At 68.8% G+C, this 24,264-nt stretch carries 22 protein-coding genes; 16 read left to right on the forward strand and 6 right to left on the reverse strand.

Going from position 1 to position 24,264, the window contains the following annotated elements; translation table 11 throughout:
* The first annotated feature begins 84 nt into the window (after positions 1 to 84).
* The 6 genes from RM423_RS03885 (at position 85) to RM423_RS03910 (ending at position 3,443) form a co-directional block, all read left to right on the forward strand.
* Entirely contained in the window at positions 85 to 243 is a 159-nt protein-coding gene (locus RM423_RS03885) for a hypothetical protein (protein ID WP_311421676.1), read from the forward strand.
* Between the two features lie 66 nt (positions 244 to 309).
* Positions 310 to 873: a PH domain-containing protein gene (locus RM423_RS03890; RefSeq protein WP_311421677.1), complete on the forward strand. Its 564-nt coding sequence runs from the start codon at positions 310 to 312 to the stop codon at positions 871 to 873.
* Between the two features lie 24 nt (positions 874 to 897).
* Positions 898 to 1,767: a PHP domain-containing protein gene (locus tag RM423_RS03895; RefSeq protein ID WP_311421678.1), complete on the forward strand. Its 870-nt coding sequence runs from the start codon at positions 898 to 900 to the stop codon at positions 1,765 to 1,767.
* Between the two features lie 184 nt (positions 1,768 to 1,951).
* A complete protein-coding gene (locus tag RM423_RS03900; protein WP_311421679.1) occupies positions 1,952 to 2,200 on the forward strand; it encodes a DUF6458 family protein in 249 nt (82 codons plus the stop codon).
* A gap of 30 nt (positions 2,201 to 2,230) precedes the next feature.
* Positions 2,231 to 2,416, forward strand: a complete 186-nt coding sequence (locus RM423_RS03905) for a DUF6131 family protein (protein WP_311421680.1) — start codon at positions 2,231 to 2,233, stop codon at positions 2,414 to 2,416.
* A gap of 337 nt (positions 2,417 to 2,753) precedes the next feature.
* Positions 2,754 to 3,443, forward strand: a complete 690-nt coding sequence (locus RM423_RS03910) for an RNA polymerase sigma factor (RefSeq protein ID WP_311421681.1) — start codon at positions 2,754 to 2,756, stop codon at positions 3,441 to 3,443.
* A gap of 381 nt (positions 3,444 to 3,824) precedes the next feature.
* Here the strand turns inward: RM423_RS03910 and RM423_RS03915 are convergent, their stop codons facing one another.
* On the reverse strand, positions 3,825 to 4,247 hold the full coding sequence (locus tag RM423_RS03915) for a hypothetical protein (protein WP_311421682.1): 423 nt from the start codon (positions 4,245 to 4,247) through the stop codon (positions 3,825 to 3,827).
* 382 nt (positions 4,248 to 4,629) lie between these two features.
* On the opposite strand from RM423_RS03915, the gene RM423_RS03920 reads away from it, so the two are divergent.
* Both RM423_RS03920 and RM423_RS03925 read left to right on the forward strand, forming a co-directional pair.
* Positions 4,630 to 5,928, forward strand: coding sequence for a hypothetical protein (locus tag RM423_RS03920; protein ID WP_311421683.1), 1,299 nt, complete (start codon positions 4,630 to 4,632; stop codon positions 5,926 to 5,928).
* A gap of 26 nt (positions 5,929 to 5,954) precedes the next feature.
* Positions 5,955 to 6,794 carry a RecB family exonuclease gene (locus tag RM423_RS03925; protein WP_396327587.1) on the forward strand — a complete coding sequence of 280 codons (840 nt, stop codon included), beginning with the start codon at positions 5,955 to 5,957 and terminating at the stop codon, positions 6,792 to 6,794.
* On the opposite strand, the gene RM423_RS03930 is transcribed toward RM423_RS03925, so the two are convergent.
* Genes RM423_RS03930 through RM423_RS03940 form a run of 3 tightly spaced genes read right to left on the reverse strand, consistent with a single transcriptional unit; the run spans position 6,791 to position 10,525 of the window.
* The gene (locus RM423_RS03930) at positions 6,791 to 7,657 is read right to left on the reverse strand and encodes an alpha/beta fold hydrolase (protein WP_311421685.1); all 867 of its coding nucleotides are present in this window, start codon (positions 7,655 to 7,657) and stop codon (positions 6,791 to 6,793) included. The two genes, RM423_RS03925 and RM423_RS03930, sit on opposite strands and share 4 nt — an antisense overlap.
* Positions 7,654 to 8,910, reverse strand: coding sequence for an outer membrane protein assembly factor BamB family protein (locus RM423_RS03935; protein ID WP_311421686.1), 1,257 nt, complete (start codon positions 8,908 to 8,910; stop codon positions 7,654 to 7,656). The genes RM423_RS03930 and RM423_RS03935 overlap by 4 nt, the downstream gene beginning before the upstream one ends.
* Positions 8,911 to 8,938: 28 nt before the next feature.
* Positions 8,939 to 10,525, reverse strand: coding sequence for a DEAD/DEAH box helicase (locus RM423_RS03940; protein WP_311421687.1), 1,587 nt, complete (start codon positions 10,523 to 10,525; stop codon positions 8,939 to 8,941).
* Positions 10,526 to 10,755: 230 nt separating this feature from the next.
* Between RM423_RS03940 and RM423_RS03945 the strand changes: the two genes are divergently transcribed.
* Positions 10,756 to 11,415: a ferritin-like fold-containing protein gene (locus RM423_RS03945; RefSeq protein ID WP_311421688.1), complete on the forward strand. Its 660-nt coding sequence runs from the start codon at positions 10,756 to 10,758 to the stop codon at positions 11,413 to 11,415.
* A 76-nt stretch (positions 11,416 to 11,491) separates the two neighbouring features.
* Here RM423_RS03945 and RM423_RS03950 read toward each other — a convergent pair whose 3' ends face one another.
* Both RM423_RS03950 and RM423_RS03955 read right to left on the reverse strand, forming a co-directional pair.
* Entirely contained in the window at positions 11,492 to 11,719 is a 228-nt protein-coding gene (locus tag RM423_RS03950) for a DUF3107 domain-containing protein (RefSeq protein WP_311421689.1), read from the reverse strand.
* Between the two features lie 126 nt (positions 11,720 to 11,845).
* Positions 11,846 to 12,478 (reverse strand): TetR/AcrR family transcriptional regulator, encoded by a 633-nt coding sequence (locus tag RM423_RS03955; RefSeq protein ID WP_311421690.1) that lies wholly within the window; start codon positions 12,476 to 12,478, stop codon positions 11,846 to 11,848.
* Positions 12,479 to 12,631: 153 nt separating this feature from the next.
* Here RM423_RS03955 and RM423_RS03960 point away from each other — a divergent pair, with 153 nt between their 5' ends.
* From RM423_RS03960 to RM423_RS03990, 7 genes are all read left to right on the forward strand, one after another.
* Positions 12,632 to 13,669, forward strand: a complete 1,038-nt coding sequence (locus RM423_RS03960) for an alpha/beta fold hydrolase (RefSeq protein ID WP_311421691.1) — start codon at positions 12,632 to 12,634, stop codon at positions 13,667 to 13,669.
* Positions 13,670 to 13,740: 71 nt separating this feature from the next.
* Positions 13,741 to 14,646, forward strand: a complete 906-nt coding sequence (locus tag RM423_RS03965) for a DUF3152 domain-containing protein (RefSeq protein ID WP_311421692.1) — start codon at positions 13,741 to 13,743, stop codon at positions 14,644 to 14,646.
* 86 nt (positions 14,647 to 14,732) lie between these two features.
* Positions 14,733 to 15,893 carry an adenylyltransferase/sulfurtransferase MoeZ gene (gene moeZ, locus RM423_RS03970; protein WP_311421693.1) on the forward strand — a complete coding sequence of 387 codons (1,161 nt, stop codon included), beginning with the start codon at positions 14,733 to 14,735 and terminating at the stop codon, positions 15,891 to 15,893.
* Positions 15,894 to 15,923: 30 nt separating this feature from the next.
* Complete coding sequence (locus tag RM423_RS03975) at positions 15,924 to 16,235, forward strand: MGMT family protein (protein ID WP_311421694.1); 312 nt, start codon at positions 15,924 to 15,926, stop codon at positions 16,233 to 16,235.
* Between the two features lie 72 nt (positions 16,236 to 16,307).
* On the forward strand, positions 16,308 to 19,460 hold the full coding sequence (locus RM423_RS03980; protein ID WP_311421695.1) for an ATP-dependent helicase: 3,153 nt from the start codon (positions 16,308 to 16,310) through the stop codon (positions 19,458 to 19,460).
* Positions 19,457 to 22,861 (forward strand): ATP-dependent helicase, encoded by a 3,405-nt coding sequence (locus RM423_RS03985; protein WP_311421696.1) that lies wholly within the window; start codon positions 19,457 to 19,459, stop codon positions 22,859 to 22,861. Before RM423_RS03980 ends, RM423_RS03985 begins: the two co-directional genes overlap by 4 nt.
* Entirely contained in the window at positions 22,858 to 24,261 is a 1,404-nt protein-coding gene (locus RM423_RS03990; RefSeq protein WP_311421697.1) for a dipeptidase, read from the forward strand. Before RM423_RS03985 ends, RM423_RS03990 begins: the two co-directional genes overlap by 4 nt.
* Positions 24,262 to 24,264: the final 3 nt, after the last annotated feature.

The raw sequence follows: 24,264 nt of genomic DNA on the forward strand, positions 1-24,264 counted from the left end.
CCCACCGAACGGGTCCGCTTCCGGTAGACACGGAGCGACTGTGGTTGAGGCCAACCGCGCCCGAGGGCGTAATGAGGAGTTCTCGTGCTTAGGAAGACCGGACTGCTGCTGCTGGTCGCGTTCCTCATCTTCTTCGTCGTGAACTCGCCGACCGACGCCGCGGCGGTGGTGAAGAACGTTCAGCACCTGCTCGCCCACGGGTTCGCCAGCATCTCGCAATTCATCAAGAGCTTCCGAAGCTAGTCGACGCGGACCACTCGATGCTGCCGGCTCAGCGACGGCCGTCAGCGATGGCGGGAGCTGTCAGCGATGGTTGAACTCGAGAAGTACCTGATTCCCTCGGAAACCCCGGTCGTCGAAACACGGCGGCACTGGGCCAGCCTCGGCCGGAACGGTGTGATTTACCTCGGTTGCCTGCTGGTCTCGTGGTTCCTGCTGGCCTACCTGAGCAGCGAGCGGTTCTTCAGCGTCGTGGGGGTGGTGCTGCTCCTCGGGTCCTCCGCCTGGTTCGCGGTGATCTGGCATGAGTGGCGAACGGAGCAGTTCGTCATCACCGACAAGCGAGTGCTGCTCATCAACGGCGTCCTGACCCGGCGGGTCGCCATCATGCCGCTGTCCAAGGTCACCGACCTGACCTACGAGCGGTCGTTGACGGGACGGATACTGGGGTACGGTGCCTTTGTCATGGAGTCCGCCGGCCAGGTGCAGGCGCTCAGTCGGATCGACTACTTACCGCAGCCGGACACCATGTATCACGATGTGTCCGTCCTGTTGTTCGGCCCCAGGCAGGCCGCTCGGCGGCCACCGCGTACCCTCCCGGAACCGGGGAGCGAGGACGAACACCTGACCAGGCGATTGCCGCCTCAGCCTTGAGGGGCGCTCCGTAGGGTGGTCAGCGTGATCGATCTGCATACCCACAGCACCGCGAGCGACGGCACGGACACCCCGGCGGAGCTGGTCGCGAACGCGGTCGCGGCAGGCGTCCGGACCCTGGCTGTCACCGACCACGACACCACTGGCGGCTGGGACGAGGCCGCGGCTGCCGTCCAGCGGCTGCCGGTGCCCTTCACTCTGGTGCGTGGAACCGAGTTCTCCTGCGTCCATCCCGGACCGGACGGCCGCCCACTGAGCCTGCACCTGCTCGGCTACCTCTATGACCCCGAGTCGCCAGAGTTGAAGGCCGAACGCGCCCGGCTGCGCGAGAGCCGACTGGGACGGGGTGAGGCCATCGTGGAGAGCCTTGCCCGGGCCGGGTATCCGGTGAACTGGCAGCAGGTCGTGGGGATCGCTCGCGGTGGGTCCGTCGGACGACCGCACATCGGTCAGGCGCTGGTCGAGGCCGGTGTGGTGACGAGCGTGAACGAGGCATTCGCCGAACTGCTGTCGAACTCCTCGCCGCATTACGTTCCCAAACGCGACATGCCGGTGCTGCTCGCAATCGCGCTCATCAGGCAGGCCGGCGGGGTTCCGGTTATCGCTCACCCCTGGGCCCGCCGCCGAGGCAGGGTGCTGGACGAGGCCGGCCTGGCCGAGCTGGTGACCGCCGGGCTGCTCGGCATCGAGGTCGACCACGTCGACCACGACCCCGCTGATCGCATACGGCTGCGCGAGCTCGCCGCTGAGTTCGGAACCCTCACGACCGGCTCGTCGGACTATCACGGCACCCACAAGACGGTGCGCCTCGCGGCGGAGGCCACGCACCCGGACGAGTTCGAGCGAATGGTCGATTCCAGCTCCGGGGTCGGACTGGTGACCTCGGGGGTGTGACACAAATCGAGACAGTGACGCTGAGTAGGTGGGGTCAACAAGCACCTGCAGGTTCGGGTCATCGTCGAGTAGGCGAAGACAGCTCTATTGGCTGCATCCGATCAGCGCTATGTTCGAGGCGCAAGATCAGGTCGCCGGTCGGGTTGCCAGCTCACGAGGTCCGACTTCACTCGAGGGAGTAAGCATGCGCATAGGAGCGAGCCTCTTCCTGATCGCGGTCGGGGCGATCCTGAAGTTCGCAGTCAAGGCGAATGTCAACGGAGTCGATGTCGGCACCGTTGGAATCATCCTGATGATCGTGGGTGTTGTCGGGCTGCTCATCACGCTCGCGTTGATGAACACCCGTCATCGCACCGACGTGATCCACAGCCGCACAGGCACGACGGTCATCGCCCCGGACGACCCGATCGATCCGGTGGACCCCCGTTACTGAAGAGATGGGCTCCGGCTCATCGTCGTCCGCATGCGCAAGTCACTCACCACTGGAGGAAACATGATCATCCTAGGCATTATCCTGCTCATCATCGGGCTCATCGCCCATATCGGAATCCTGACGACCCTGGGAATCATCATCCTGATCATCGGTGCCGTTCTGGCCATCCTCGGTGCCATGGGCCGCGAAATCGGTGGGCGTCGTCACTTCTACTGATCGGCAGTCCCCGCTGAGTTCAGCCCGCTGATCCTGGCGCGCTGAGCGGTTGCTGTTGTTCGTTGAAGGCCCGGTCGCATCCACGATCGGGCCTTCAACTGTCTCGGATCGTTGCAAAACCCAGCGGTCGGCGCTACGGGTTGTCCGCCGCACGCTGCTTTTCGGCACGGCGGCACGAAATCCGGGCCACCAGGCCCTAGGCTCATGGAATTCTTACCTGCCGGACGATGCCTCTGCCGCCGTCGACTGCGCAGCCGAGTTCGGCGCTGGGCCGACCCGATCCGGTGAGGTGCACGTGCTTCACCGCGACACAGGTCCGACGGGAGAGCAACAACTGGTGTGCCCTCCGGAGTCAGGCACCGCCGCGCAGGACCTGAGCGGACCGGTCCTGCTGACTCCTGGTGCCGCCACGGCGCCACCAGCACACGCTCCCGCGATAGCTGAGCCGATAGTGCCGAACTCCGCGGATGAGCTCGCGCTCGCCGTGATCGCCGCCCAACATGGCGATGAAGCAGCCTTTTCCCGGGTCTACCGACTGGTGCATCCGGGCCTGCTGCGATACCTCATAGTGCAGGTCGGGACCGACGCGGAGGACATCGCCTCCGAGGCCTGGGTGCACGTCTGCCGCGACCTCGCGGACTTCACCGGTGACGGCGACGGTTTCCGCGGCTGGGTCGCCACGATCGGTCGCCACCGTGCGCTCGACCACATCCGGGCCCGAGGCCGTCGACCCGCGGATGCGACGCCGGCCGAGGCGTTCACCGGCATTGCCAGCGCCGATGACACCCCGCGCCAAGCAGAAGAATCGCTGTCGACCGCGACCGCACTCGCTCTGATCGGCTCACTTCCACCGGATCAGGCGGAGGCCGTGTTGTTGCGCACCGTGATCGGGCTGGACGCCAAGTCCGCCGGCGCGGTGCTCGGTAAACGTCCGGGTGCCGTCCGCACCGCGGCCTACCGGGGACTGCAAAAGTTGGCCAAGACCTTGGAAGTGGACGAACATTCGCAAAGTGGACGTGCCGATTGAGGTGCCGGTGTGACAAAACCGGGGAATGAGGCGCTGAACGAACGAGATGACCGCCCCCGACGATGGCAGCAGCGGACCCCAGCCGGACGAGCACGATATCGCCCGGCAGATTCGTGAGTCCGAAGCGCTGTCACGACTGATCGCCGCTGCGTCCGCACCACCGTCCAGCGCGGAATTGTCCGGCGAAGCCGACGCCTTGAAGGCCTATCGCGAGGTGCGACCCGCCCCCCAGCCGCGCCGATCGCTGCTGCTGCCGGGCTCCCGCGGAGTCAAGCTGGTCGTGGCGGGGGGAGCAGCGACCGCGGTGCTCACCGGTGCGGGGATGGCCGCGGCCGCAGGCGGCCTGCCCCGCCCCTTGCAGGCAGCGGCCCATCAGTTCTTTCACGCCCCGTCTCCCACCGTCGAGCCGCCCCAGCCGTCGCCCACGACCGGCGCGGCCACCTCACAACCGGACGCGTCGTCGAGCGCGACAGCATCCGTGCCACCGTCCCCGTCCGGTTCGGCAAGCGGTGGACGGACCGGGTCCTCCAGCGCTCCGGCGCCCAGCGGTTCGACCGGCTCGGCGAGTGGCGCACCGTCCGCCACCGGATCGGCTGGCTCGATCGGCTCCGCTCCGTCGGTTGGCTCCGCTGGGTCGATCGGCTCGGCTCCGTCGACGTCACGGCCGCCGCTGCCATCGGTCACTGAATCGGCCACCGGCTCGGTCACTGAATCGGCAACAGGATCGGCGGACTTGTCGGCGAGGAGCTCAGTCGGCCGCTCGGCGTCCCCATCGGTGACGCGGACCGGTGATTCTCTCGGCACCGGCACTCCCAGCACGTCGCCGTTGTCCTCCTCTTCCGGGGCGACGACGGCCCCCGCGGAATCAGTGACCGGTCACTCTGCAGCAGCGACTGGCCCCGCTGCGGAAGCGACTGTTGTACAAGCGGCGGCAGCGCCGGCTGCACAAGCGGCGGCCCGGTCCAACCAGACATCCGGCGGTGGCGGCGTTGAGCGGCGGACGCGTTGAACGCGTTGAACGCGAGAACATCTCGTCCACAACCCGAGCCGTGCCGAACCAGCCTGGCGGCTCAGCCCACTAACATGATCCGATGAGCACATCGTGGTTTCGCCTTCTCGAGCCCGGCGCCGCGCTCGGCGCGTTGTCAGCCGCATCCTCAACTTCCGTAGTGGGAATCGGGTTCTGATGAAAATCCGCACACTGCTCGCGGTCCCGGCAGTGCTGTTCACAGCGCTGCTCGTCACGGCGGCACCTGCTGGCGCCGATACCAGCGCGGCGATCGACCAGTTGAAGTCCAACAACCTCTACGTCGACGAGTCGGCCGGCGCCAAGCTCGAGCAGAGCGAGGCCAGCTCCGCACTTTCCGATTCGGTGAAGGTCGCGGTACTGCCCTCGAACGCCGGGGACGCCCGCTCCCTCGCGACAGAGATCGGCGAGCGGCTGGGAGGTGACCTCACCGTCGGCGTCTTCGTGGGCAACCGGTTCAACGCCGCCTCGAACGTGCTGTGCAGGGGACAGGCCAGTTCACTCGCGACCCGGGCCGTCAACGACAACATCAGCCAGCTGAGGTCCAACAACGATCTCACCGCAACCATCAAGGACTTCGCGTCGATGGTGAAGAGTGCCGGCCACTGTTCCCGAAACGCCGGCCAGGGCACCAGCTCACCCGACATCGGACGCGACCGCAGCAGCGGCACGAGTGGCTGGGCGATCCTGGGCATCTTCGGTGGGCTGGGAGCCGCGGCCGTGGGTGCGCTCGCCTGGCGCCGCAAGCGCAAGGACAGGCGCGCTCTAGCCGATGCCCGGGCGCTGATCCAGCCGTACTACGACCGGCTGGCCGGTGATATCTCCAACCTGCAGCCCGGTGACAATGCTACCGCGCGGCAGGCCCTGTCCGACGCTTCGGAGCGGTTCAACTCCGGCGGTTCCCAGCTGGCCAGCGCCACCACTCTCGCGCAGCTCGGCGGCGCGCGCCGCAGCATCCTCGAGGGGCTGCAGGCGACTCGCACGGCCCGCGTCGCGCTGGGTCTGGACCCGGGGCCCGACCTTCCCCCGCTCGCCGAGTCCACCGCTCCACAGCTGACAGACGCTCGCCAGATCGATGTGGGTGGCCAGACCGTAGAGGGTTATCCGAACTACACCCCTGGCGCTCCGTACTACTTCGCGGGCGGCGGCGGATACGCCGGCGGCTGGTACTCGATGCCGTTCTGGCAGTCGTTGCTGATCGCTGAGGCATTGACCCCGGGCTGGGGCTGGGGCTTCGGCGGCATGGGCTGGGGCGGTGGCTGGGGTGGCGGTGGCTACGGCTATGACAGTGGTTTCGAGAGCGGGTACGACGAGGGCCGCGAGTCCGTTCAGCAGGACGGCGGCGACTGGGGCAGCAGCGGCGGCGGCGACTGGGGCAGCAGCGGCGGCGGTGACTGGGGCGGCGGTGGCGGTGACTGGGGCGGCGGTGGCGGCGACTCCGGCGGCGGCAGCTGGTGACCGCTGAGGTCGAGCAGCTGGAACTGATGGCGCTGCCGCGTCGGTTGTTCGCGGCCACCCCGTCCAAGCTCGCGGCATTCGACTGCCCTCGGCGGTACCGGATGACCTACCTGGACCGACCCGCGCCGCCCAGGGGTGGTCCGTGGGCGCACAACTCGGTCGGCGCCGCGGTCCACGTGGCGCTCGCCCGGTGGCGGCGCCTGGAGGTGGAGCACCGGACGCCCGAGGTCGGCGCCAGCCTGGTCCGCAGGCACTGGCAGTCGGACGGATTCGCCGGTGCCGACCAATCCGAGGCATGGCGGGAGCTGGCCGCCGAGTGGGTTCGGGCCTATCTCGTCGACGAGGCCGGGCGCTGGGCGGACGGGGCCGAGCCGCGCGGCGTAGAGCGCACGGTTGCCACCCGGACCAGCACCCTCGCCATCTCGGGACGCGCTGACCGGATCGACGAGCGGGACGGTGAACTGGTCATCGTCGACTACAAGACGGGGCGTTCCAAGCTGGACTCCGGTGACGCCCGAGGCTCCATGGCCCTCGCTCTCTATGCGATTGCGGCCGAGCGGACCTTGCGGCAGCGGTGCCGTCGCGTCGAGCTGCACCACCTGCCGACCGGTGAGGTAGCAGCCTTCGATCACACCGACGAGTCACTGGACCAGCACCTCGGGCGTGCCGGTGAGACCGCTCTCGACATCATCGTGGCGACCGACACCCTGGCTGCAGGAGCAGATGCCGACGAGGTGTTCGCGCCGCACCCGGGCTCATCCTGCGGCTGGTGCGACTTCCGCAGGCTGTGCCCCGAGGGGAGCGCGGTGTCGCAGTCCAGGAACAGCTGGGCGGGGCTGGGCGAACTGCCGGGAGAACGGGGCTAGTTCGCCGCGGCAGGCGCTCCAGCACCGCGAGGCTCAGCGGAGTCAGGCGCCCAGAAGGCCAGCAACGCGCGCGCCGTTTCGGAAGGGTTCTCCACCGCCGGCGAGTGGGCGGCGTTGCCGATCACGACATGCTCGGCGGCCAGTCGTCGGGCCATGTCGACCTGGACGGCAGGTGGCCAGGCATCATCGCGGACGCCATGAAGTACAAGCTTCGGCAGCGCCACCGCTGCCAGCTGCTCGGTGCTGTCGGGGATCTGGCGCAGCGCCTGACCCATCACCCGCAGGCCCACCGGATCGTTGGCAAGAAATCGGGTCTTCAGGAATTCCCGCAGTGCTGGTGAGGAATTGACGAACGACGGGTCCACCTGGGCCCGCGCTGCCATCTGCGCCCACAGTCCTTGCATGCCCTGCTCGGCCAACACGGTCTCGCCCGCGTCGAGCACTGCCCGGCGCAGCCCAGGCAGCGGGCCGGGGCCCGAGCCCATCAACGTGAAGCTGTCGAACAGTATCGGCTCGGCAAGCACAGCAACCCGGGTGACGAGACCGCCGAAGGAGTGACCGACCAGGTGCAGCGAGGCAGCGACCGGCCGCAGCTGACCGGCGAGATCGCACACGTCAGCGGCAAGGGAGTCGATGCAGTAGCCGTCCTCGTCCTTCGCCCACGCCGACTCGTACTGGCCGCGCTGGTCGATCGCCACACTGCGATACCCCGCCGCGGCGAGCGGTCGCAGCAATGGCAGGAAGTCCTCCTTGCTGCCGGTGTACCCGGGGACGAACAAGATCGTCGGCTGCGCGTCCTCGGTGGACGGCGCGCTCTCGATCGCGGCGGTGCTGCCGGACGCCAGGCTGTACTCCGTCTTCACTGATACATCGCAGTCTCGTCGGAGGCCACCAGCAGGCCGGTGCCGACGGGGTAGCCCCGGAACGTGCCGGAGGGAGCGGGGGAGAGCGAAACGCTGCGCTGTTGCCTGCCGTCGGCCAACTGGCGCAAGACGGTGTGGCCGCCCAGCGACGATGCCACCAGATCCGTGCCGATCACCCAGGGCGGTCCGGACGCCGGAGCCGTCCAGCGGACGGTGCCGGTGGCGGACAGGGCCAGCAGCGAATCCAGCCACACGAACTCGACCGGCTGCCCCTGCGGATCCGTGGTGTCGACCGTCGTCGCCGCCCGGGGCAAGTGTGCTGCCGCCCCGGCGACCGCGGCCGGCGGGAGGAGTCGGGCGGTCCGGGTGTCGGCGCCCTTGTCGGCGGTGAAGCGGTGCAGGTCACCGGTTACCAGGTCCAGGGCGCCGACAAGCGCGCCGGCCGCGACCGGAGCCATCGGGTTGGCGACCGTGATGCTCCACTTCTGGCTGTCGTTGGTGAGATCGCGCAGCACCAGGTGGTGCACCGAGCCGCAGTCCATCGCGATGAGCACGCCCTGCCCGCCGGCCAGCGCCCGGTTCACCGAGCACCCGTCTGGTGCCACCCAGTTCCACCGGTCGAGCCCACCGGCATTGTCGAATACATGCACCGAGTGGGCGGCAACGGTGAGCACCACATTCGGTCCGCTGGCCGACGACGTCCGGCCGTTGTCAGTCAGCGTCCGGTACCACTTGACGGCTCCGGTTGCGGTCACGAATCCGGTGACCTCGTCGCAGTTGCCCTGCCGGTGGTAGATGGCGATGGTCGAGGAATCCTGCTGCAGCACCGAGCAGATCGTCTGGTCCGAGCGGGTGTAGTGCCAGCGCACGGCACCGGTGATCGCGTCGCGGCCGTTGACCGTGTGGGAGTCGTAGCTGACGACGATGCCGGCGGCGTACGGGTTGCCGCCGGCGGGACGGTCGGAGCTGTGCCACCGTTGCGCAAGCGCGCTGCCGGTACTGCCGACGGGAATCGGGGCGGGGGCCGCGGCGCTCACGCGGCTGACCTTGTCCAGCTCGCCGTGGGCGTAAGCCAGCCGGACGCCACCGAACACCAGCAGTACCACCACCGCCAGCACGGCCGCGTACAGCCGCATCGCCCGCCGGTTGTGTTGCTGGTAGGCGAGCAGGGCCGGTTCGACCGGGTTACCGGAGTCCGGCCGCGAAGCGAAATCTGGCCGGGCAGGTTCGCTCAGCTGCTCTGATTCCGACACTGGGACATCCTGATTCACCGGGAGGAAGCTACTCCGACGGGGTGCCCGCCGGAGCGTCGCCGCTGATCGGCGTGCCGGCGCGGGTACGGCGCCTGCGCCGGTTGGCCGAGGAACGGGTGGGCTTGGCGGCTTCGTCACCCGAGGCCGCCGGCCCGGTCTGCGTGGCGGTCGAGCCGCCGCTCCGGCTACCGGAGCGTCCGGAGCCGGTACGGGTGCGCTCGCGTCCACCACCGGACTTCTTGCTGGTCGGTCCGCCCAGGTCCTCGACGGCCTCCGCCGACAGGCCTGCGCGGGTTCGCGAGGCGCGGGGCAGCGTGCCCTTGATGGTCGTGGGAATGTCGAGCTCGAGGTACAGGTGCGGCGAGGTGGAATACGTCTCCACCGGCTCGTGCAGCGGCAGGTTCAGGGTGTCGCAGATCATCTTCCACTTGGGCAGGTCGTCCCAGTCGACCAGCGTCACCGCGGTGCCGGACTTGCCCGCGCGGGCCGTCCGGCCGATCCGGTGGACGTAGGTCATGGCGTCCTCGGGGCACTGGTAGTTGATGACGTGGGTGACGTCGTCGACATCGAGGCCCCGGGCGGCCACGTCGGTGGCCACCAGTACGTCGACCTTGCCGGAGCGGAACGCGCGTAGGGCCTGCTCGCGGGCGCCCTGGCCGAGGTCACCGTGCACCGCGCCGGCCGCGAACCCGCGCTCGACCAGCTCGTCGGCGATCTTCTGCGCGGTGCGCTTCGTCCGGCTGAAGATCATGGTCAGGCCGCGGCCGTTGGCCTGCAGGATGCGTGCGAGCACCTCGACCTTGTCCATGGCGTGCGCCCGGTAGGCGAACTGGTCGACGTGCTCGGTGGCGGGAATGTGGGTGTCGGACTCGGCCCGGATCTGCATCGGCTGGTTCAGGAACTGGCGCGCCAGCGAGACGATCGGGCCCGGCATCGTCGCCGAGAACAGCATGGTCTGCCGCCCGGCCGGTAGTTGCGCCATCAGCTTCTCGATGTCGGGCAGGAAGCCCAGGTCGAGCATCTCGTCTGCCTCGTCGAGGACCAGGCAGCGCACGAACCTGAGCTTCAGGTGTCCCTGCTGTGCCAGGTCGAGCAGTCGTCCGGGAGTTCCGACGATGACGTCCACCCCAGCCTTCAAGGCCTCGATCTGCGGCTCGTACGCGCGGCCGCCGTAGATGGTGACGACCTTGGCGCCGAGGCGCTTGCCCGCGGTGGAAAGGTCGCCGGACACCTGCACGGCAAGCTCGCGGGTGGGGGCGATCACCAGGGCCTGCGGGGAGGCTGCCTTGGCGCTCGGAAGCTGCAGCCGGTTAAGTAGCGGTACGCCGAAGCCCAAGGTCTTGCCGGTTCCGGTGCGCGCCTGGCCGATGAGGTCGGCTCCTGCCAGCGCAATCGGCAGCGTGAGCTCCTGGATGGCGAAGGTGTGTTCGATGCCGACGTCCTTGAGGGCGTCGATGATCTCGCTCTTGATCGCGAAGTCGGAGAACAACGGGCTGTCCGGCTTGACGGGGGCGTGGCCGGCCAGCGGTGCCGGCTCGGGGGTAATCGGCTCAGCAATCACCGCGTCCGTCGGGTCGGCGGGTTGCGGGGCGTCGGTTTTCAGGTCGTCAGTCATGTGTCATCCGATTCTGGTCACAGGTGCATCGAGTGTTGGGCACCTGTGGCGCGGCCATCGGAAGTGGCCGCCAGCGCGGCAGACGCCCGCTAGGACGGTGAGGCAGGCGGATCGAATCGCCATCAAAGATGATCGCCTCACGTGGAGTCTACCGGGCGGCCGGGGGAGAACCTGACATCGACGAGCTAGCGTGGGCACACTGCCAGGACGACGAGGAGATCCGGACGGCCATGACAAGCACAGACCAGTCCGACGGCGCCGCCATAATCGACCTGCTGGGGGTGCTTGCCTACGGCGAGCTGAGCGCGTTCGACCGGATGGCGGCAGACGCCCGGATGGCTCCGACGACGGCCCTGCGCGCGGCCCTGTCGGCGGTCGCGGCCCAGGAGATGGGCCACTACGGCAAGCTCGTGGCCCGCATCGAGGACCTGGGCGCGGACCCGCAGCAGGCGATGGCGCCCTTCATCGAGGCAGTGGAAACCTTCCACGCCCGGACCGAACCACGCACCTGGGGCGAGGCGCTGGTCAAGGCCTACGTCGGTGACGGCCTGGCGGCGGACTTCTACCGTGAGGTGGCCGAGTACGTCGACGCGTCCACCCGGGCGCTGGTCATCGAGGCGCTCGCCGATTCCGGCAACTCGGAGTTCGCCATCCGGGAGGTCGGAGCGCTGGTGCGCAATGATCCCACCGCCGCGTCGCGGTTGTCCCTGTGGGGCAGGCGCCTGGTCGGCGAGGCGATCAGTCAGGCCCAGCGGGTAGCTGCCGAACGTGACGCGCTGGTGCTGTTGATCGTCGGTGGTGCGGGCGACCTGACGGGGATCAGCCGGCTCACCGAGCGGATCACCGACAAGCACACCGAGCGGATGACCGCGATCGGCCTTTTCAACTGAAGGCGGCCCGCTAGCGCCATCGAGGGTTCGACTTGAGGGTTTGACTTAGGGGCGGCGGCCCCGCCTTGAGGGGAACTCAACCGGCGACGAAGCCGACCCGGCGAACATCGGCCTGGGCGATCTCGATGTAGGCGATGAGGTTGGCCGGAACGATGACCTTGCGTCCCCGCTCGTCGGACAGCGCGAGCTGGCCGTCGACGCTCTTGAGTGCGGTGGCCACCCGCTCCTCGACCTCGGCGGGCGTCTGAACGCTCTCCAGCACGATCTCGCGAGGCGTGTGCAGAACGCCGATCTTGACCTCCACGAGAAGTCCTCCATGTTCGATGTCGCGTCATGCGCCGGACGATCTGTCCGCTGGGTCTACGCTAGCCGACCGGCCTCTCGTACCCTGACTCCGACCGCTGCGCTGTGAGCGAACGACCCCAGTACCTTAAGGGTTGTTGAGCGGGAAGTTCGAGATCCCGCGCCATTGCAGGGTCTCTAGCAGTCGTACCGCCTCCGCTTTGGAGATCGGGCGGTCGGCGTCCAGCCACCAGGTGGCGGTGATCTGCGCCGCGCCGGTCAATGCCACCGACAGCAGCTCAGCCTGCGCCCGGCCGAGGCCGGTGTCGGCGGCCACCGTGTCCGCGACTGCCTGCATGGTGAGCCGGGCCACCCGGTCCACGCGCTCGCGTACCGCGGGCTCGTTGCCGAGGTCGGACTCGAAGATCAGCCGGAAGGCGCCCTCGTCGCCGCGGTCCTCGCCGTCGACGAAGTCGAAGTACGCCGTCAGCACGTTGTGTACCCGGATCCGATTGTCCTCGGTCTCGGCAAGCGCCCGGCGGACGCGGTCCAGCACGTCCTCCGCGTGGGTGTCCAGCAGCGCCAGGTACAGATCGAGCTTGCCGGGGAAGTGCTGGTAGAGCACCGGCTTGGAGACCCCCGCGCGAACGGCGATGTCGTCCATCGCGGCGGCGTGGTAGCCGTTGTTGACGAAAACCTCTTGCGCTGCCGCCAGTAACTGCTTGCGTCGGGCGGAGCGCGGAAGTCGCGCCCCCCGGGAGCTGTCCACGGTTTCGGTCATGACGACCCTTCTGACGAGCCACTGGGGCGACTGCTGATGCTACCGGTGGGTACGACTGCTACCGGTGGATACGACGGGCGCCCTCGACGTACTGCGGGAGCTCCGGCTGTCGGTGGCGCGGGGTCTGTCGATGGCGCGAGGTAATTTGGGCGGGTGAAGAGCTTCCGGGAGTCTGCCCACCGCCGGCCCGTCGGCCGCGCCGTTCGCGGGCCGGTCCGCGTCGCCGAGCTGGCCGGCCCGAGCGACTTTCCTCTCGCCCAGGTGGACCCCTCCCGCCCGCCCTGGCCCGGTCGCCAGCTCCAGGTCAATGGCCTGGACATCCAGGTGCGCTCGACGCCGTCATCCAACCCGGATGCCGAACCTGCGCTGTACGTGCACGGCCTCGGCGGGGCGTCCACCAACTTCACCGATTTCGCTGACCTGCTGTCGCCGTGGCTGAGCGCCGAAGCCATTGACCTGCCGGGTTTCGGTGGCTCGGGCCCGGCGCCGGACGGCAACTACTCCATCGCGGCACACACCAGGGTGGTGATCAGCTACCTGGAGCAGTCCGGACGAGGCCCGGTCCACCTCGTCGGCAACTCCATGGGCGGCGCCATCTCGATCCAGCTAGCGGCCAGCCGTCCAGATCTCGTGCGCACCCTGACGCTGGTGTCCCCGGCCGTTCCGGACCTGCGTCCCAAGAAGGGCTCGGATGCGCTGATGCCGCTGCTCCTGCTACCCGGTCTCGGCTCCCGGGTGCTGGCGAAGCTGGACCAGAGCCCGGCCGAGCGGCGCGCCAGGGCAGTCGTAGACCTCTGCTTCGCCCACCCCGAGCTGGTTCCGGCCAACCGGCTGGCCGAGGCGGTCGAAGAGATCGAGACTCGCCGTGGCCATCCGTGGGCGGGCGAGGCGTTCATGAGCTCCTTGCGCGGCCTGGTGCGGACGTACCTCACCGCGGGCAGCCGGTCACCGTGGCACGCGCTGAGCCAGATCAGTGCCCCGTCCCTGGTGGTGTGGGGCCAGCTGGACCGGCTCGTCGATGTGGCCAATGCGCCCCGCGTCGCCACCACCCTGCAGGACGCGACCCTGCTCGTACTGCCCGAGATCGGCCACACCGCCCAGCTCGAGGATCCGGCCTCCACAAGCCGTGCGGTGCTGGCGCTGCTGGCGCGCGCAAATGACGGCAATAAGCAGGCCGGTGTGGGAGTCTGACGCCCGTGACGCGACCGACGGCCCCCCAGCGCCGCCCGCCAGATCGGCCTTCCGCAGGTACACCGCCGACGATGCACAGCAGGTGGCGGCATTTCGCCGCCCGGTACGGGTGGCGTGCCTACGCGCTGCCACTACTGGTCCTGGTGTCGATCTTCGCGCTGTCGACCACGAGCTTCCACAAGCACCGCAAGGCTGGCGTAGACGCCACCGCTGGCAGCATGGCTGTTGCGTCCGGGGCGCAGTCCGCGACGCCGACGCGGACTGCGCCGACGCCCACCCGCACGTCGGCTGCCAAGCCCTCGAGCACGCCGCCGACCCGAGCCCTGGCCCCGCTGGCGTTGCCACCCGGTGCCACGTACAGCAAGAGCGGCAACGGTACGTTCACCACGGTTCCCGGCACCTCGGGTGTAATCGGCAAGGGCCGGCTGTACCGGTTCTCGATCGAGGTCGAGAACGGTGTGGGCGGGGTCGACACCGAGGCCTTCGCCGCCACGGTCATGAAGGCTCTGGGTGACCCGCGCTCCTGGACGCGGACCGGCCAGATCTCGCTGCAGCGGGTCGACACCGGTGCCGTCGACTTCCACCTGAGCCTGGTGTCCTCGATGACCGTCCGCACGCTCTGCGGCTACAGCTTGCCCGTCGAGACGTCCTGTTATGACGGCGGACAGAGCAGAGTGGTCCTCAACGTGGCGCGCTGGGTTCGCGGGGCGCGGGTGTACCCGGGCGATATCGAGACCTACCGGCTGTATGCGGTGAACCACGAGGTCGGGCACGCGATCGGGCACAACCACAGCCACAGTTGCCTGTCCAATGGCCTCGCGCCGGTCATGATGCAGCAGACCATCGGCACCAAGACGGCCAACGGCACGGTGTGCCGGGCCAACCCGTGGCCCTTCCCCAGTGGAGTCTCCGACGCTCCTGGCGCCGAGCAGCCCGGTGACGGGCCGGACAGCGAGTTCTTCCAGCGCAACTCCTGAGCGAGAATGGGAATCCGCGAAGGCCGCCCCGACGTTGTGACTGGCGTTGATGTGCCGAATCCGTGCGTGGAAGGAACTGAGATCTCGTGTCTCTGCCGCCGCTTGTAGAACCCGCTGAGTCGCTCACCGTCGAAGAGGTGCGCCGCTACAGCCGCCACCTCATCATCCCCGACGTGGCGATGACCGGGCAGAAACGCCTCAAGAACGCCAAGGTGCTGTGTGTCGGCGCCGGCGGACTCGGCTCACCGGCCCTGATGTACCTGGCCGCGGCAGGCGTCGGCACCCTCGGCATCGTCGAGTTCGACGTGGTCGACGAATCCAACCTGCAGCGCCAGATCATCCACGGCCAGTCAGACATCGGGCGACCGAAGGCGGAATCCGCGCGCGACACCGTGCACGAGATCAATCCGCTGGTCGATGTCGTGGTGCACAACACCCGGCTCGACAACGACAACGTGCTCGAGATCTTCGCCCAGTACGACCTGATCGTGGACGGCACCGACAACTTTGCCACCCGCTACCTGGTCAACGACGCAGCCGTGCTGCTGGACAAGCCCTACGTCTGGGGGTCGATCTACCGCTTCGACGGCCAGGCATCCGTCTTCTGGAACAGGTACGGGCCCAACTACCGGGATCTCTACCCGGACCCGCCGCCGCCGGGCATGGTGCCGTCCTGCGCCGAGGGTGGTGTGCTCGGCGTGCTCTGTGCCTCGATCGGCTCCATCATGGCGACCGAGGCGGTCAAGCTGATCACCGGTATCGGCGAGACGCTGGTGGGCCGGCTGATGATCTATGACGCCTTGGAGATGACCTACAACCAGGTCAAGATCCGCAAGGACCCGAACACGCCACCGATCACCGAGCTCATCGACTACGAGGCGTTCTGCGGAGTGGTGTCCGAAGAGGCACAAGAGGCGGCTGCGGGTGCCACCATCACCGCGGCCGAGCTCAAGGAACTCATCGAGTCCGGCAAGCCGATCGAGCTCATCGACGTCCGCGAGCCGGCCGAGTGGGAGATCGTGTCCATTCCCGGCGCCAAGCTCATTCCGAAGGACCTCATCCTGCGTGGTGAGGCGCTGCACGAGCTTCCGCAGGACAAGCAGCTGGTGCTCTACTGCAAGACGGGTGTGCGGTCGGCCGAGACGCTGGCCGCCGTGAAGAACGCTGGTTTCTCCGACGCGGTGCACGTGCAGGGCGGCGTGACGGCGTGGGTCAACCAGATCGACCCGTCGCTGCCGTCCTACTGACAGTCGCCGCTCGCCAGGCAGGGATCCGTCGTGTCAGCTGAGAACATTTCGCTGGCCCAACGGATTCTTGCCTGTGTCGAGCTCATTCCCGTCGGTCGGGTGATGTCCTACGGCGATGTGGCCGAATACGTGGGTACGCGGGCGGCCCGCAACGTCGGACGGGTGCTGGCGAGGGACGGCGGCACGGTGCCGTGGCACCGGGTGCTCCGCTCGGACGGAACGTGTGCGGAGCACATCCGCGTGGAGCAGCTGGCACGGCTGGCCGCCGAGGGAGTGCCCATCCGGGGTGAGCGGGTCGACTTGGCGGCCGCTCGCTGGGACGGCCGCCAGCTCGGCGTATGACTGAGCCGCACGTTTCGTCGGTCCAGGCCGGCCGCAGTCGGTTTTGTCGGTGCCTTGTGATGGGATCGTCCTGTGCAATCGAATCCCGCCTTCCGCCTGGTGCGCTCGCACCTGCCCATGGTGGCGGTTCCGGCTCTGGACGCCGAACAGCAGCGCGTCGTGGCGCACGACCGCGGGGTGCTGCGGGTTCTTGCCGGCCCGGGCACCGGCAAGACCACCACCCTGGTCGAGGCCGTGGTGGACCGTGTTGCCAACCGTGGCGTGCCGGTCGACAACGTGCTGCTGCTGACCTTCTCCCGGCTTGCTGCGGGTCAGCTGCGCGACCGGGTTACGGCGCGTTTGCAGCGCACCATCGCCGAGCCGGTGGCTCGCACGTTTCACTCCTACGCTTTCGGCCTGGTCCGTCAGGCGGCCGTGCTTGCGGGCGATCCGCCGCCCCGGCTGCTGTCCGGGTCCGAGCAGGACGTCACGCTGCGCGAGCTACTGGCCGGCCGGCTTGCCGACCAGGTGGATTCCTGGCCCACGGAGCTGTCTGCCGCGGTGCAGACGCAGGCGTTCACCGACGAGCTCCGGGATCTGCTGATGCGGGCGATCGAGCGCGACGTTACCCCCGAGACGCTCGCCGCTCTGGGGCACAAGCACGGCCGCCCGGACTGGGTGGTCGCGGCCGGGGTACTGCGTGAGTACCTGGACGTCACTTCACTGAAGGCGCCAGGCGCCTTCGACGCCGCCGAGCTGATCCAGCGCGCCGCCGCGGAGCTGCGGTCCAATCCGGAGCTGCTGCGAGCGGAGCGCCAGAAGCGGCGCCGGATTTTCGTCGATGAGTACCAGGACACCGATCCCGCTCAGGTACAGCTGCTGAAACTGATCTCTGCCGGAGCCGACGAGCTGGTGCTGATCGGTGACCCCGACCAGGCCATCTACGCCTTCCGCGGCGCGGAGCAGAGCGCGCTGGCTGACATCGACCTGCACTTCGGCTCGCTGACCGGCGCTATTCCGGCCGAGCGTGGTGGCCAATTAGAACTCAGCGTTCCCGTCGACACCGTCTCCCTGTCGGTGTGCCGGCGCAGCGGGCCGACGCTGCTGGCAGCGTCACGGCGCATCGCGGCGCGGCTCACCGGTCCGGTGCAACACCGGTCACTGGTATCAGCTCCCGGGCTGCCCGAGGGCAAGGTCGAGGTGACCCTGTTCGGAGCGGCCAGCCAAGAGGCAGCGCACATCGCCTCCGTCCTGCGGCGAGCCCACGTCGAGGACGGCGTGCCGTGGTCGCAGATGGCGGTCCTGGTCCGCTCGGTCGGCCCCGCGGCCGACAGCCTGCGCCGGGGTCTGGTGGCGGCCGGTGTCCCGGTCGGCCAGGCGGTTCGCGGCGCGCTCAGTGAGGAACCCGTCGTCGCGCAACTGCTCGAGTTGCTGCGAGCTGTTGCCGCCCCGAAGGCGTTGAGCCCCGAAGCCGCCGAGGCGCTGCTCGTGGGGCCGGTCGGGCGGGCAGACCCCTTGCAGGTCCTGAGGATGCGCCGTCATGTGCGCCGGGCTCCCGGTGGGCCGCTGACGCTGGCGGATCTCATCATCGAGCCGGCAGCGGTGGCGTTCGTGCCCGAGTCGGTCCGCGCTCCGGTGTTTCGAATCCGGGCGGTGCTCGAAGCCGGGACGGAGCTGACGGCTGCCGATGCACCGGCCGAGGATGTGCTGTGGGCCGTGTGGCAGGCCACCGGCCTGGTCGGTCGGCTCAATCAGCGCAGTCTCGAAGGTGGGCCGGACGGCGCGCGGGCCGATCGCGCTCTCGATGCCACCCTGGCGCTGTTCACCGAGGCCGCGAAGATGTCGGACCGCACGCCGGGCGGCGGCGTGGGGCAGCTGCACGAGTGGGTGACTCAGCTGCAGATCACCGACGCCGGTTCCGGCGTGCGCCCCCAGGCGACCGACGATGTGGCGATCCTTACCGCGCATGCCAGCAAGGGCCTGCAGTGGCAGGTGGTCTGTGTCGCGGGGGTGCAGGACGGGGTATGGCCGAACCTGCGCCAGCGCGGTTCGCTGCTGGGTGCTGACTTGCTGGTCGACGTGCTCGCCGACCGCGCAGTGGTATCCAGCGGGTTGCTGAGTGAACGGCTCGTCGAGGAACGCCGGCTGTTCTACGTGGCGATCACCCGGGCCAGCCGTTCGCTGCTGGTCACCGCGCTGGACAACGAGGACGCGCAGCCGTCCAGGTTCGTGGAAGAGCTCGACCCGTTGCCCGACACGGTCATCGCTCGGCCGGTGTCCGCCCCGTCGCGCAGATTCGTGCTGCCAGGCCTGGTCGCCGAACTGCGCGGGGTGCTCACCGACCCCACCCGGTCGGCCGCTGAGCTGAGCGCCGCGGCCGAGCAACTCGCCCGACTGGCTGAGGCTGGCGTGGCCGGCGCGCACCCGCTGAACTGGTGGGGGCGCGCGGAGTTGTCCAGCGCCGAGCCGATTCGCGGCGCCGCCCGAGGGCCGGTGCCGATCCGGCCATCCAAATTCGAGGCTTACACCGACTGTGAACTGCGTGCGCTGCTCACCGAGCTCGGCGCCACCGATGCAACCGACGAGGTCGCCGCCTCGCTCGGCACGCTCGTGCACTGGGTTGCCGAGCAGGCCACGCCGGATGCGACCGTGGCCGACCTCACCGAACTGCTGGAGCAGGGCTGGTCCAGGCTCGAGTTCGGTGCTCCGTGGCACGCCGTCAGCGAGCGAGCCAGGGCCCAGCGGATGCTCGACGCGCTGGCAAAGTGGCTGTCCGAGAGCCGGTCCCGGCTGACCCTCGTCGCGCGCGAGCAGCCCTTCTCGGTACAGGTCGGCGACGCGCTGCTGTCCGGCAAGGTCGATCGGCTGGAGCGAGACACGGCCGGACGGCTGGTGGTGATCGACCTGAAGACCAGCAAGACCAAGCCAACTCGCGACGAGGTGACCAATCACGCTCAGTTGGCGGCGTATCAGCTGGCGATTGCCGAGGGCGGCTTCACCGACGGTGTACCGGTCGAGCCGGGCGGTGCGCAGTTGGTTCAGGTGGGCGCGGCCACTCCCGGGCACCAGGCCCAGCCGGCGCTCTCCGACTTCGCCGATCCCAGCTGGGTGCACGCCGAACTCGTGCGGATCGCGGCGGTGCTGCGCGGCAACATCGTGGCGGCACGGCCGGGCAAGGCCTGTGCGCGATGCCTGGTGCGGTCGAGTTGCCCCGCGCAGGACGATGGCAGGCAGGTGACCCAGTGACTACCAAGACCACCTACCGCCCGGTCGACATCGCCCGGATGCTCGAGCTGTTCCCGCCGACCGACGAGCAGGCAGTGGTGATCCAGGCACCGCTGCGGCCCTCGGTGGTCATCGCCGGCGCCGGCTCCGGCAAGACCGAGACGATGGCCGCTCGGGTGGTCTGGCTGGTCGCCAACGAGCTGGTGGCTGCCGACCGCATTCTCGGCCTCACGTTCACCCGCAAGGCCGCCGGTGAACTGCAGCACCGGATCCGCGCCCGACTGAAGTCACTGCAGCGGGCACTTGGCCGGGACTATGAACCGACGGGTGAGCCGACGGTGCTCACGTACGCCGCGTACTCCGGTCGGCTGGTGGATGAGCACGGCATCGTGCTGGGTGCGGAGCCCGGCTCCCGGTTGCTCACCGAGGCGGCCCGTTGGCAGGTGGCCGACTCGGTCGTGCGACATTACGACGGTGCCTTCAGCGTCGAGCCGGGTGTAATTTCTACCGTAACGGAAAGAGTATTGGACCTCTCCGGGCAGCTTGCCGACCACCTGGCCGAGCCGTGCCAGATCCACGAGCTGGCCGCGTGCCTGCGCGAGCAACTCGACCCGTTGGGCCCGAAGCCACGCACCCGGCGCGAGTGGCCGGAGAACGTGCAGCGCTTGCGGGACAGCCTGGTGAAGCGCTCTGAGCTGCTGCCACTGGCCGAGCGGTTCGCGGACCAGAAGCGAATGGACGGCCTGCTCGACTTCACCGACCAGATGGTGATCGCCACCCGTCTGGCGGCATTGCCGGGCGTCGCCGAGATCGAGCGATCCCGCTACGACGTGGTGCTGCTGGACGAGTATCAGGACACCGGCTACGCACAGATCGAAATGCTGGCGGCCCTTTTCGCGGACGGCCGAGCCGTGACCGCGGTGGGTGATCCGCTGCAGTCCATCTACAGCTGGCGTGGCGCAAGCGCCGGCAACATCACCCGATTCAGCCATCGATTCCGCGAAAGCGGTGGCGAGCCTGCGGCCGTCTACTCCCTGATGACCAGCTGGCGTAACGATAAGCGCATTCTCGACGTAGCCAATAAGGTGGCAGCGCCACTCCGGCGGTCCGGCGAGAAGCCGCTGAGCCCCCGGCCGGATGCTCCAGCAGGGCTGGTCACCGCGACCTATCGGGAGACGGTGGCGGACGAGGCCGGCTGGCTCGCGGAGCGGTTGCGCGACGAGTGGGACAACCGGACCGATTGGACCCAGGGGCAGCGGACCCTGGCGGTGCTGGTGCGCAAGCGCTCCGGGATTGCCCTTATCGCACAAGCACTTCGCGGTGCCGGTCTGCCGGTTGAGGTGGTGGATCTCGGCGGTCTCCTGACGCTTCCCGAGATCGCCGATGTCCGAGCGGTGTTGCAGGTGCTGGTGGATCACAACTCCGGCGGCTCGCTGGCCAGGTTGCTGACGGGCGCCCGCTGGCGGGTCGGCCCCGCCGACCTGGTCGCGTTGCACGAGCGGGCGCGGGCGCAGGCCAGGCTCACCGGCGCTTCGGTCCGCCGTCATCTCGAGGCGGTGACAGACCCCGAGGACGACCCGGACGACACTGATGACGAGGAGCGGATCGAGCCGTCACTGATCGAGGCGCTCGATGACTTGGGCGAGCCTTCGGGCTACTCAGCGCAGGGGTACCGGCGGCTGGCGGACTGCGGAGCGATGCTGCGGCGGCTGCGCAGGCGGCTGGATATGACGTTGCCAGACCTGATCGCCGAGATCGAGCGGGCACTCGGGCTCGATGTGGAGGTCGAGGCGCGTCCCGGGGTCAGCGATGCCGGGCGTGCCAACCTCGACCGGTTCATCGACGAGGCGGCCAGGTTCGCCAGTGACCGTGCCGGTGCCGGGGTCTCTGCCTTTCTCGGTTACCTCAAGGCCGCCGAGCAAGAGGAGTACGGCCTCAAGCCGGCCACGGTGGACGTGCTCCCTGAGCGGGTGCAGGTGCTCACCGTGCACGGCGCCAAGGGCCTGGAGTGGGATGTCGTCGCGGTCGCGGGCCTGGTCACCGATGGCTTTCCGGACGCCGCGAAGAACCATGACTGGGCCAGCACCCCGGCGCTGCTCCCGTCACCGTTGCGCGGCGACCACGACGAGCTGCCGAGGCTCGACTTCACCGGCTGCGGGCACCGCGGCGATGCCGAGGACCGTATCTCCGAACATCGAGAGCGATTGAAGCAGCGGCATCTGCTCGAGGAGCGCCGGCTCGCGTATGTGGCGTTCACCCGCGCTCGTAAGGCGCTGTACGCCTCCGGTGCCGCGTGGGGAGCCGGCTCGAAGCCTCGGGCTGCCTCCATCTTCCTCATCGAATTGGCCGACGGCGCCGGAGCTGAGCCGGCCGGCAACTCCGACGTCGAGATCGATGGCTGGCACGTGCTGGCCGACGGTGACGAGAATCCGCTGACGGCCGACGACGTGCACGCGAGCTGGCCGGCTGATCCACTGGGCGTGCGCCGAGCCGACGTCGAGCGCGGAGCGCAGCGGGTGCTGGTGGCGATCACCGAGCTGCGCGACGCTGACGCACACGGTCCCGGCGTCGCCGATGCGGACACTCCGCTGGCGGAACTATGGAGGCGGGACGTCGATCTGCTGCTGGCCGAGCGGGCCGCGTCGATGGCCACCGGTCCGATCGACGTGGTGATGCCCGAGCAACTGTCGGTGTCCGACGTGGTGACGCTGTCGGCAGACGCCAGCGAGCTGGCCCGTCGGTTGCGCCGGCCGCTGCCGCAGCAGCCGGCTCGGCACGCTCGGCGAGGAACGGCATTCCACCAGTGGCTGGAGCAGCGGTGGGCCGCGGACGCGCTGCTCGACATCGACGAGCTACCCGGCGCGGTCGATGAACTGGTGGATGACGACGCCCTGGACGACCTCAAGGCGGCGTTCGAGCGCAGCAGCTGGGCAGATCGAACCCCGATAGCCGTCGAGGTCGGCTTCGAGATGTCCTTCGGCGGGCGGGTGGTTCGAGGTCGGATGGACGCCGTCTTCGCCGAGTCCGACGGGCGGTTCACCGTCGTGGACTGGAAGACCGGAAGGCCCCCGACCCGCAAGGATGCCGAGGCCAAGTCTCTTCAGCTGGCGCTGTACCGGCTCGCCTGGGCGTCCATCCAAGGCATCCCGAACTCGCAGCTGGACACGGTCGGGGCGGCGTTCTACTACGTCGGCGCCGATGTCACGGTAGCGCCGACCGACCTGCTGGACGCCGACCAGCTCCGCGAGCTGATCAACGGCCCCGAAGCAGACCCTGCCGACTCAGCAGCGCGGGAACTAGACGCTGCCGAAGCCGCAGAGCCGGAAGCCGGACCGGAAACAGCGGCGTCGGCTGCGAACTCAGCGCCCGGAAGCGGCGGGAAGCCCCGCCGCGCCGAGCCGGACGATATCCTGGGCCCGTGACCAACGACGTTCGCTCCTTCATCGCCGAGCACCACGCCGACCTGCTCACCGATCTCGATCAGTGGCTGCGTATCCCCGGCATCAGCGCGCAGCCGGACCGACACGCCGACGTCCGGCGCAGCGCCGAGTGGTTCGCCGAGGCCTGCCACCGCACCGGATTCCCGACCGTGGAGATCTGGCCGACCGCCGGCCTTCCCGCCGTGTACGCGGAATGGCCCGCCGCGGAGCCGGACGCCCCTACCGTCCTGATCTATGGACATCACGACGTGCAGCCGGTAGATCCGATCGAGCTCTGGCACACCGACCCGTTCGAGCCCACGGTGGACGGACCGGTGCTGCGCGCGCGGGGAGCATCCGATGACAAGGGCCAGTTGCTGTTCCACCTGCTCGGCGTGCGCGCGCACCTTGCCGCCACCGGCCGGAGCACTCCGGCGGTGACCCTGAAGCTGCTCATCGAGGGCGAAGAGGAGTCCGGTTCGCCGTACTTCGAGACGCTGCTGAGCGATCGCCGCGACCGCTTGGATTGCGACGTGGTCGTGATCACCGATACCGGCATGCTCGCCGAGACGGTGCCGAGCGCTGTGACCAGCATGCGAGGCATGGTGTCGGCCACGGTGGAGTTCCACGGCCCCGACCTCGACCTGCACTCGGGCTCCTTCGGTGGCGCGGTGCCCAACCCGGTCACCGCGATCGCGAGGCTCGCCGGGGCGTTGCACGACGCCGAGGGCAGGGTCCAGGTACCGGGTTACTACGATGACGTGCTGGAGCTGACCGACAAGGAGCGTGACCTGTTCGAGCGCGTTCCCTTCTCGGAGATCGGCTTTCTCGGCACGGCCAAGTCACGAGCCCTGGCCGGCGAGGCGGGGTACTCGACGCTGGAGCGACTGGGTGGCCGGCCGACTGCCGAGGTGAACGGAATCGGTGGTGGGTATCAGGGCGACGGCACCAAGACCATCGTTCCCAGTGACGCTTTCGTGAAGCTGTCCTTCCGCCTGGTGGCGAATCAGCAGCCGGCGAAGATCAAGGCAGCAGTGGACAGCTTCATCGCCGACCACACGCCGCCGGGCATCACCAGTCACGTGGAGTGGGAGGGTGACGGCGTGTCGCCGTGCCTCGTGGACATCGAAACCCCGGCGTTCGGCGCGCTGTCCCGGGCGATATCCGCCGGCTTCGACACCGACCTCGTCCTGCCGACCCGGGAGGGCGGTTCGGGGCCGGAGGCGACCATCCAGCAGGTGATCCCGGCGCCGATGGTGTTCCTCGGCGTGGGACTGCCCGACGACCAGATCCATGCACCGAACGAGAAGGTCACCCTTTCGATGCTGTACCGCGGTGCCGAATCGGCGGCCCACTTGTGGCAGGAGTTCGCTGAGCTCGGCCGCGAGGGTCTGCGGGGCTGACGC

The sequence above is a fragment of the Jatrophihabitans lederbergiae genome (assembly GCF_031845305.1).
GTDB lineage: Bacteria > Actinomycetota > Actinomycetes > Mycobacteriales > Jatrophihabitantaceae > Jatrophihabitans_A > Jatrophihabitans_A lederbergiae.

What these genes read in the sequence shown, in the direction of transcription:
- RM423_RS03890 (WP_311421677.1), top strand. Translation starts at nt 310, where the DNA reads ATGGTTGAACTCGAGAAGTACCTGATTCCCTCGGAAACCCCGGTCGTC.
- RM423_RS03900 (WP_311421679.1), top strand. Translation starts at nt 1,952, where the DNA reads ATGCGCATAGGAGCGAGCCTCTTCCTGATCGCGGTCGGGGCGATCCTG.
- RM423_RS03905 (WP_311421680.1), top strand. Translation starts at nt 2,231, where the DNA reads ATGCGCAAGTCACTCACCACTGGAGGAAACATGATCATCCTAGGCATT.
- RM423_RS03920 (WP_311421683.1), top strand. Translation starts at nt 4,630, where the DNA reads ATGAAAATCCGCACACTGCTCGCGGTCCCGGCAGTGCTGTTCACAGCG.
- RM423_RS03925 (WP_396327587.1), top strand. Translation starts at nt 5,955, where the DNA reads ATGGCGCTGCCGCGTCGGTTGTTCGCGGCCACCCCGTCCAAGCTCGCG.
- RM423_RS03940 (WP_311421687.1), bottom strand. Translation starts at nt 10,525, where the DNA reads ATGACTGACGACCTGAAAACCGACGCCCCGCAACCCGCCGACCCGACG.
- RM423_RS03945 (WP_311421688.1), top strand. Translation starts at nt 10,756, where the DNA reads ATGACAAGCACAGACCAGTCCGACGGCGCCGCCATAATCGACCTGCTG.
- RM423_RS03955 (WP_311421690.1), bottom strand. Translation starts at nt 12,478, where the DNA reads ATGACCGAAACCGTGGACAGCTCCCGGGGGGCGCGACTTCCGCGCTCC.
- RM423_RS03965 (WP_311421692.1), top strand. Translation starts at nt 13,741, where the DNA reads ATGCACAGCAGGTGGCGGCATTTCGCCGCCCGGTACGGGTGGCGTGCC.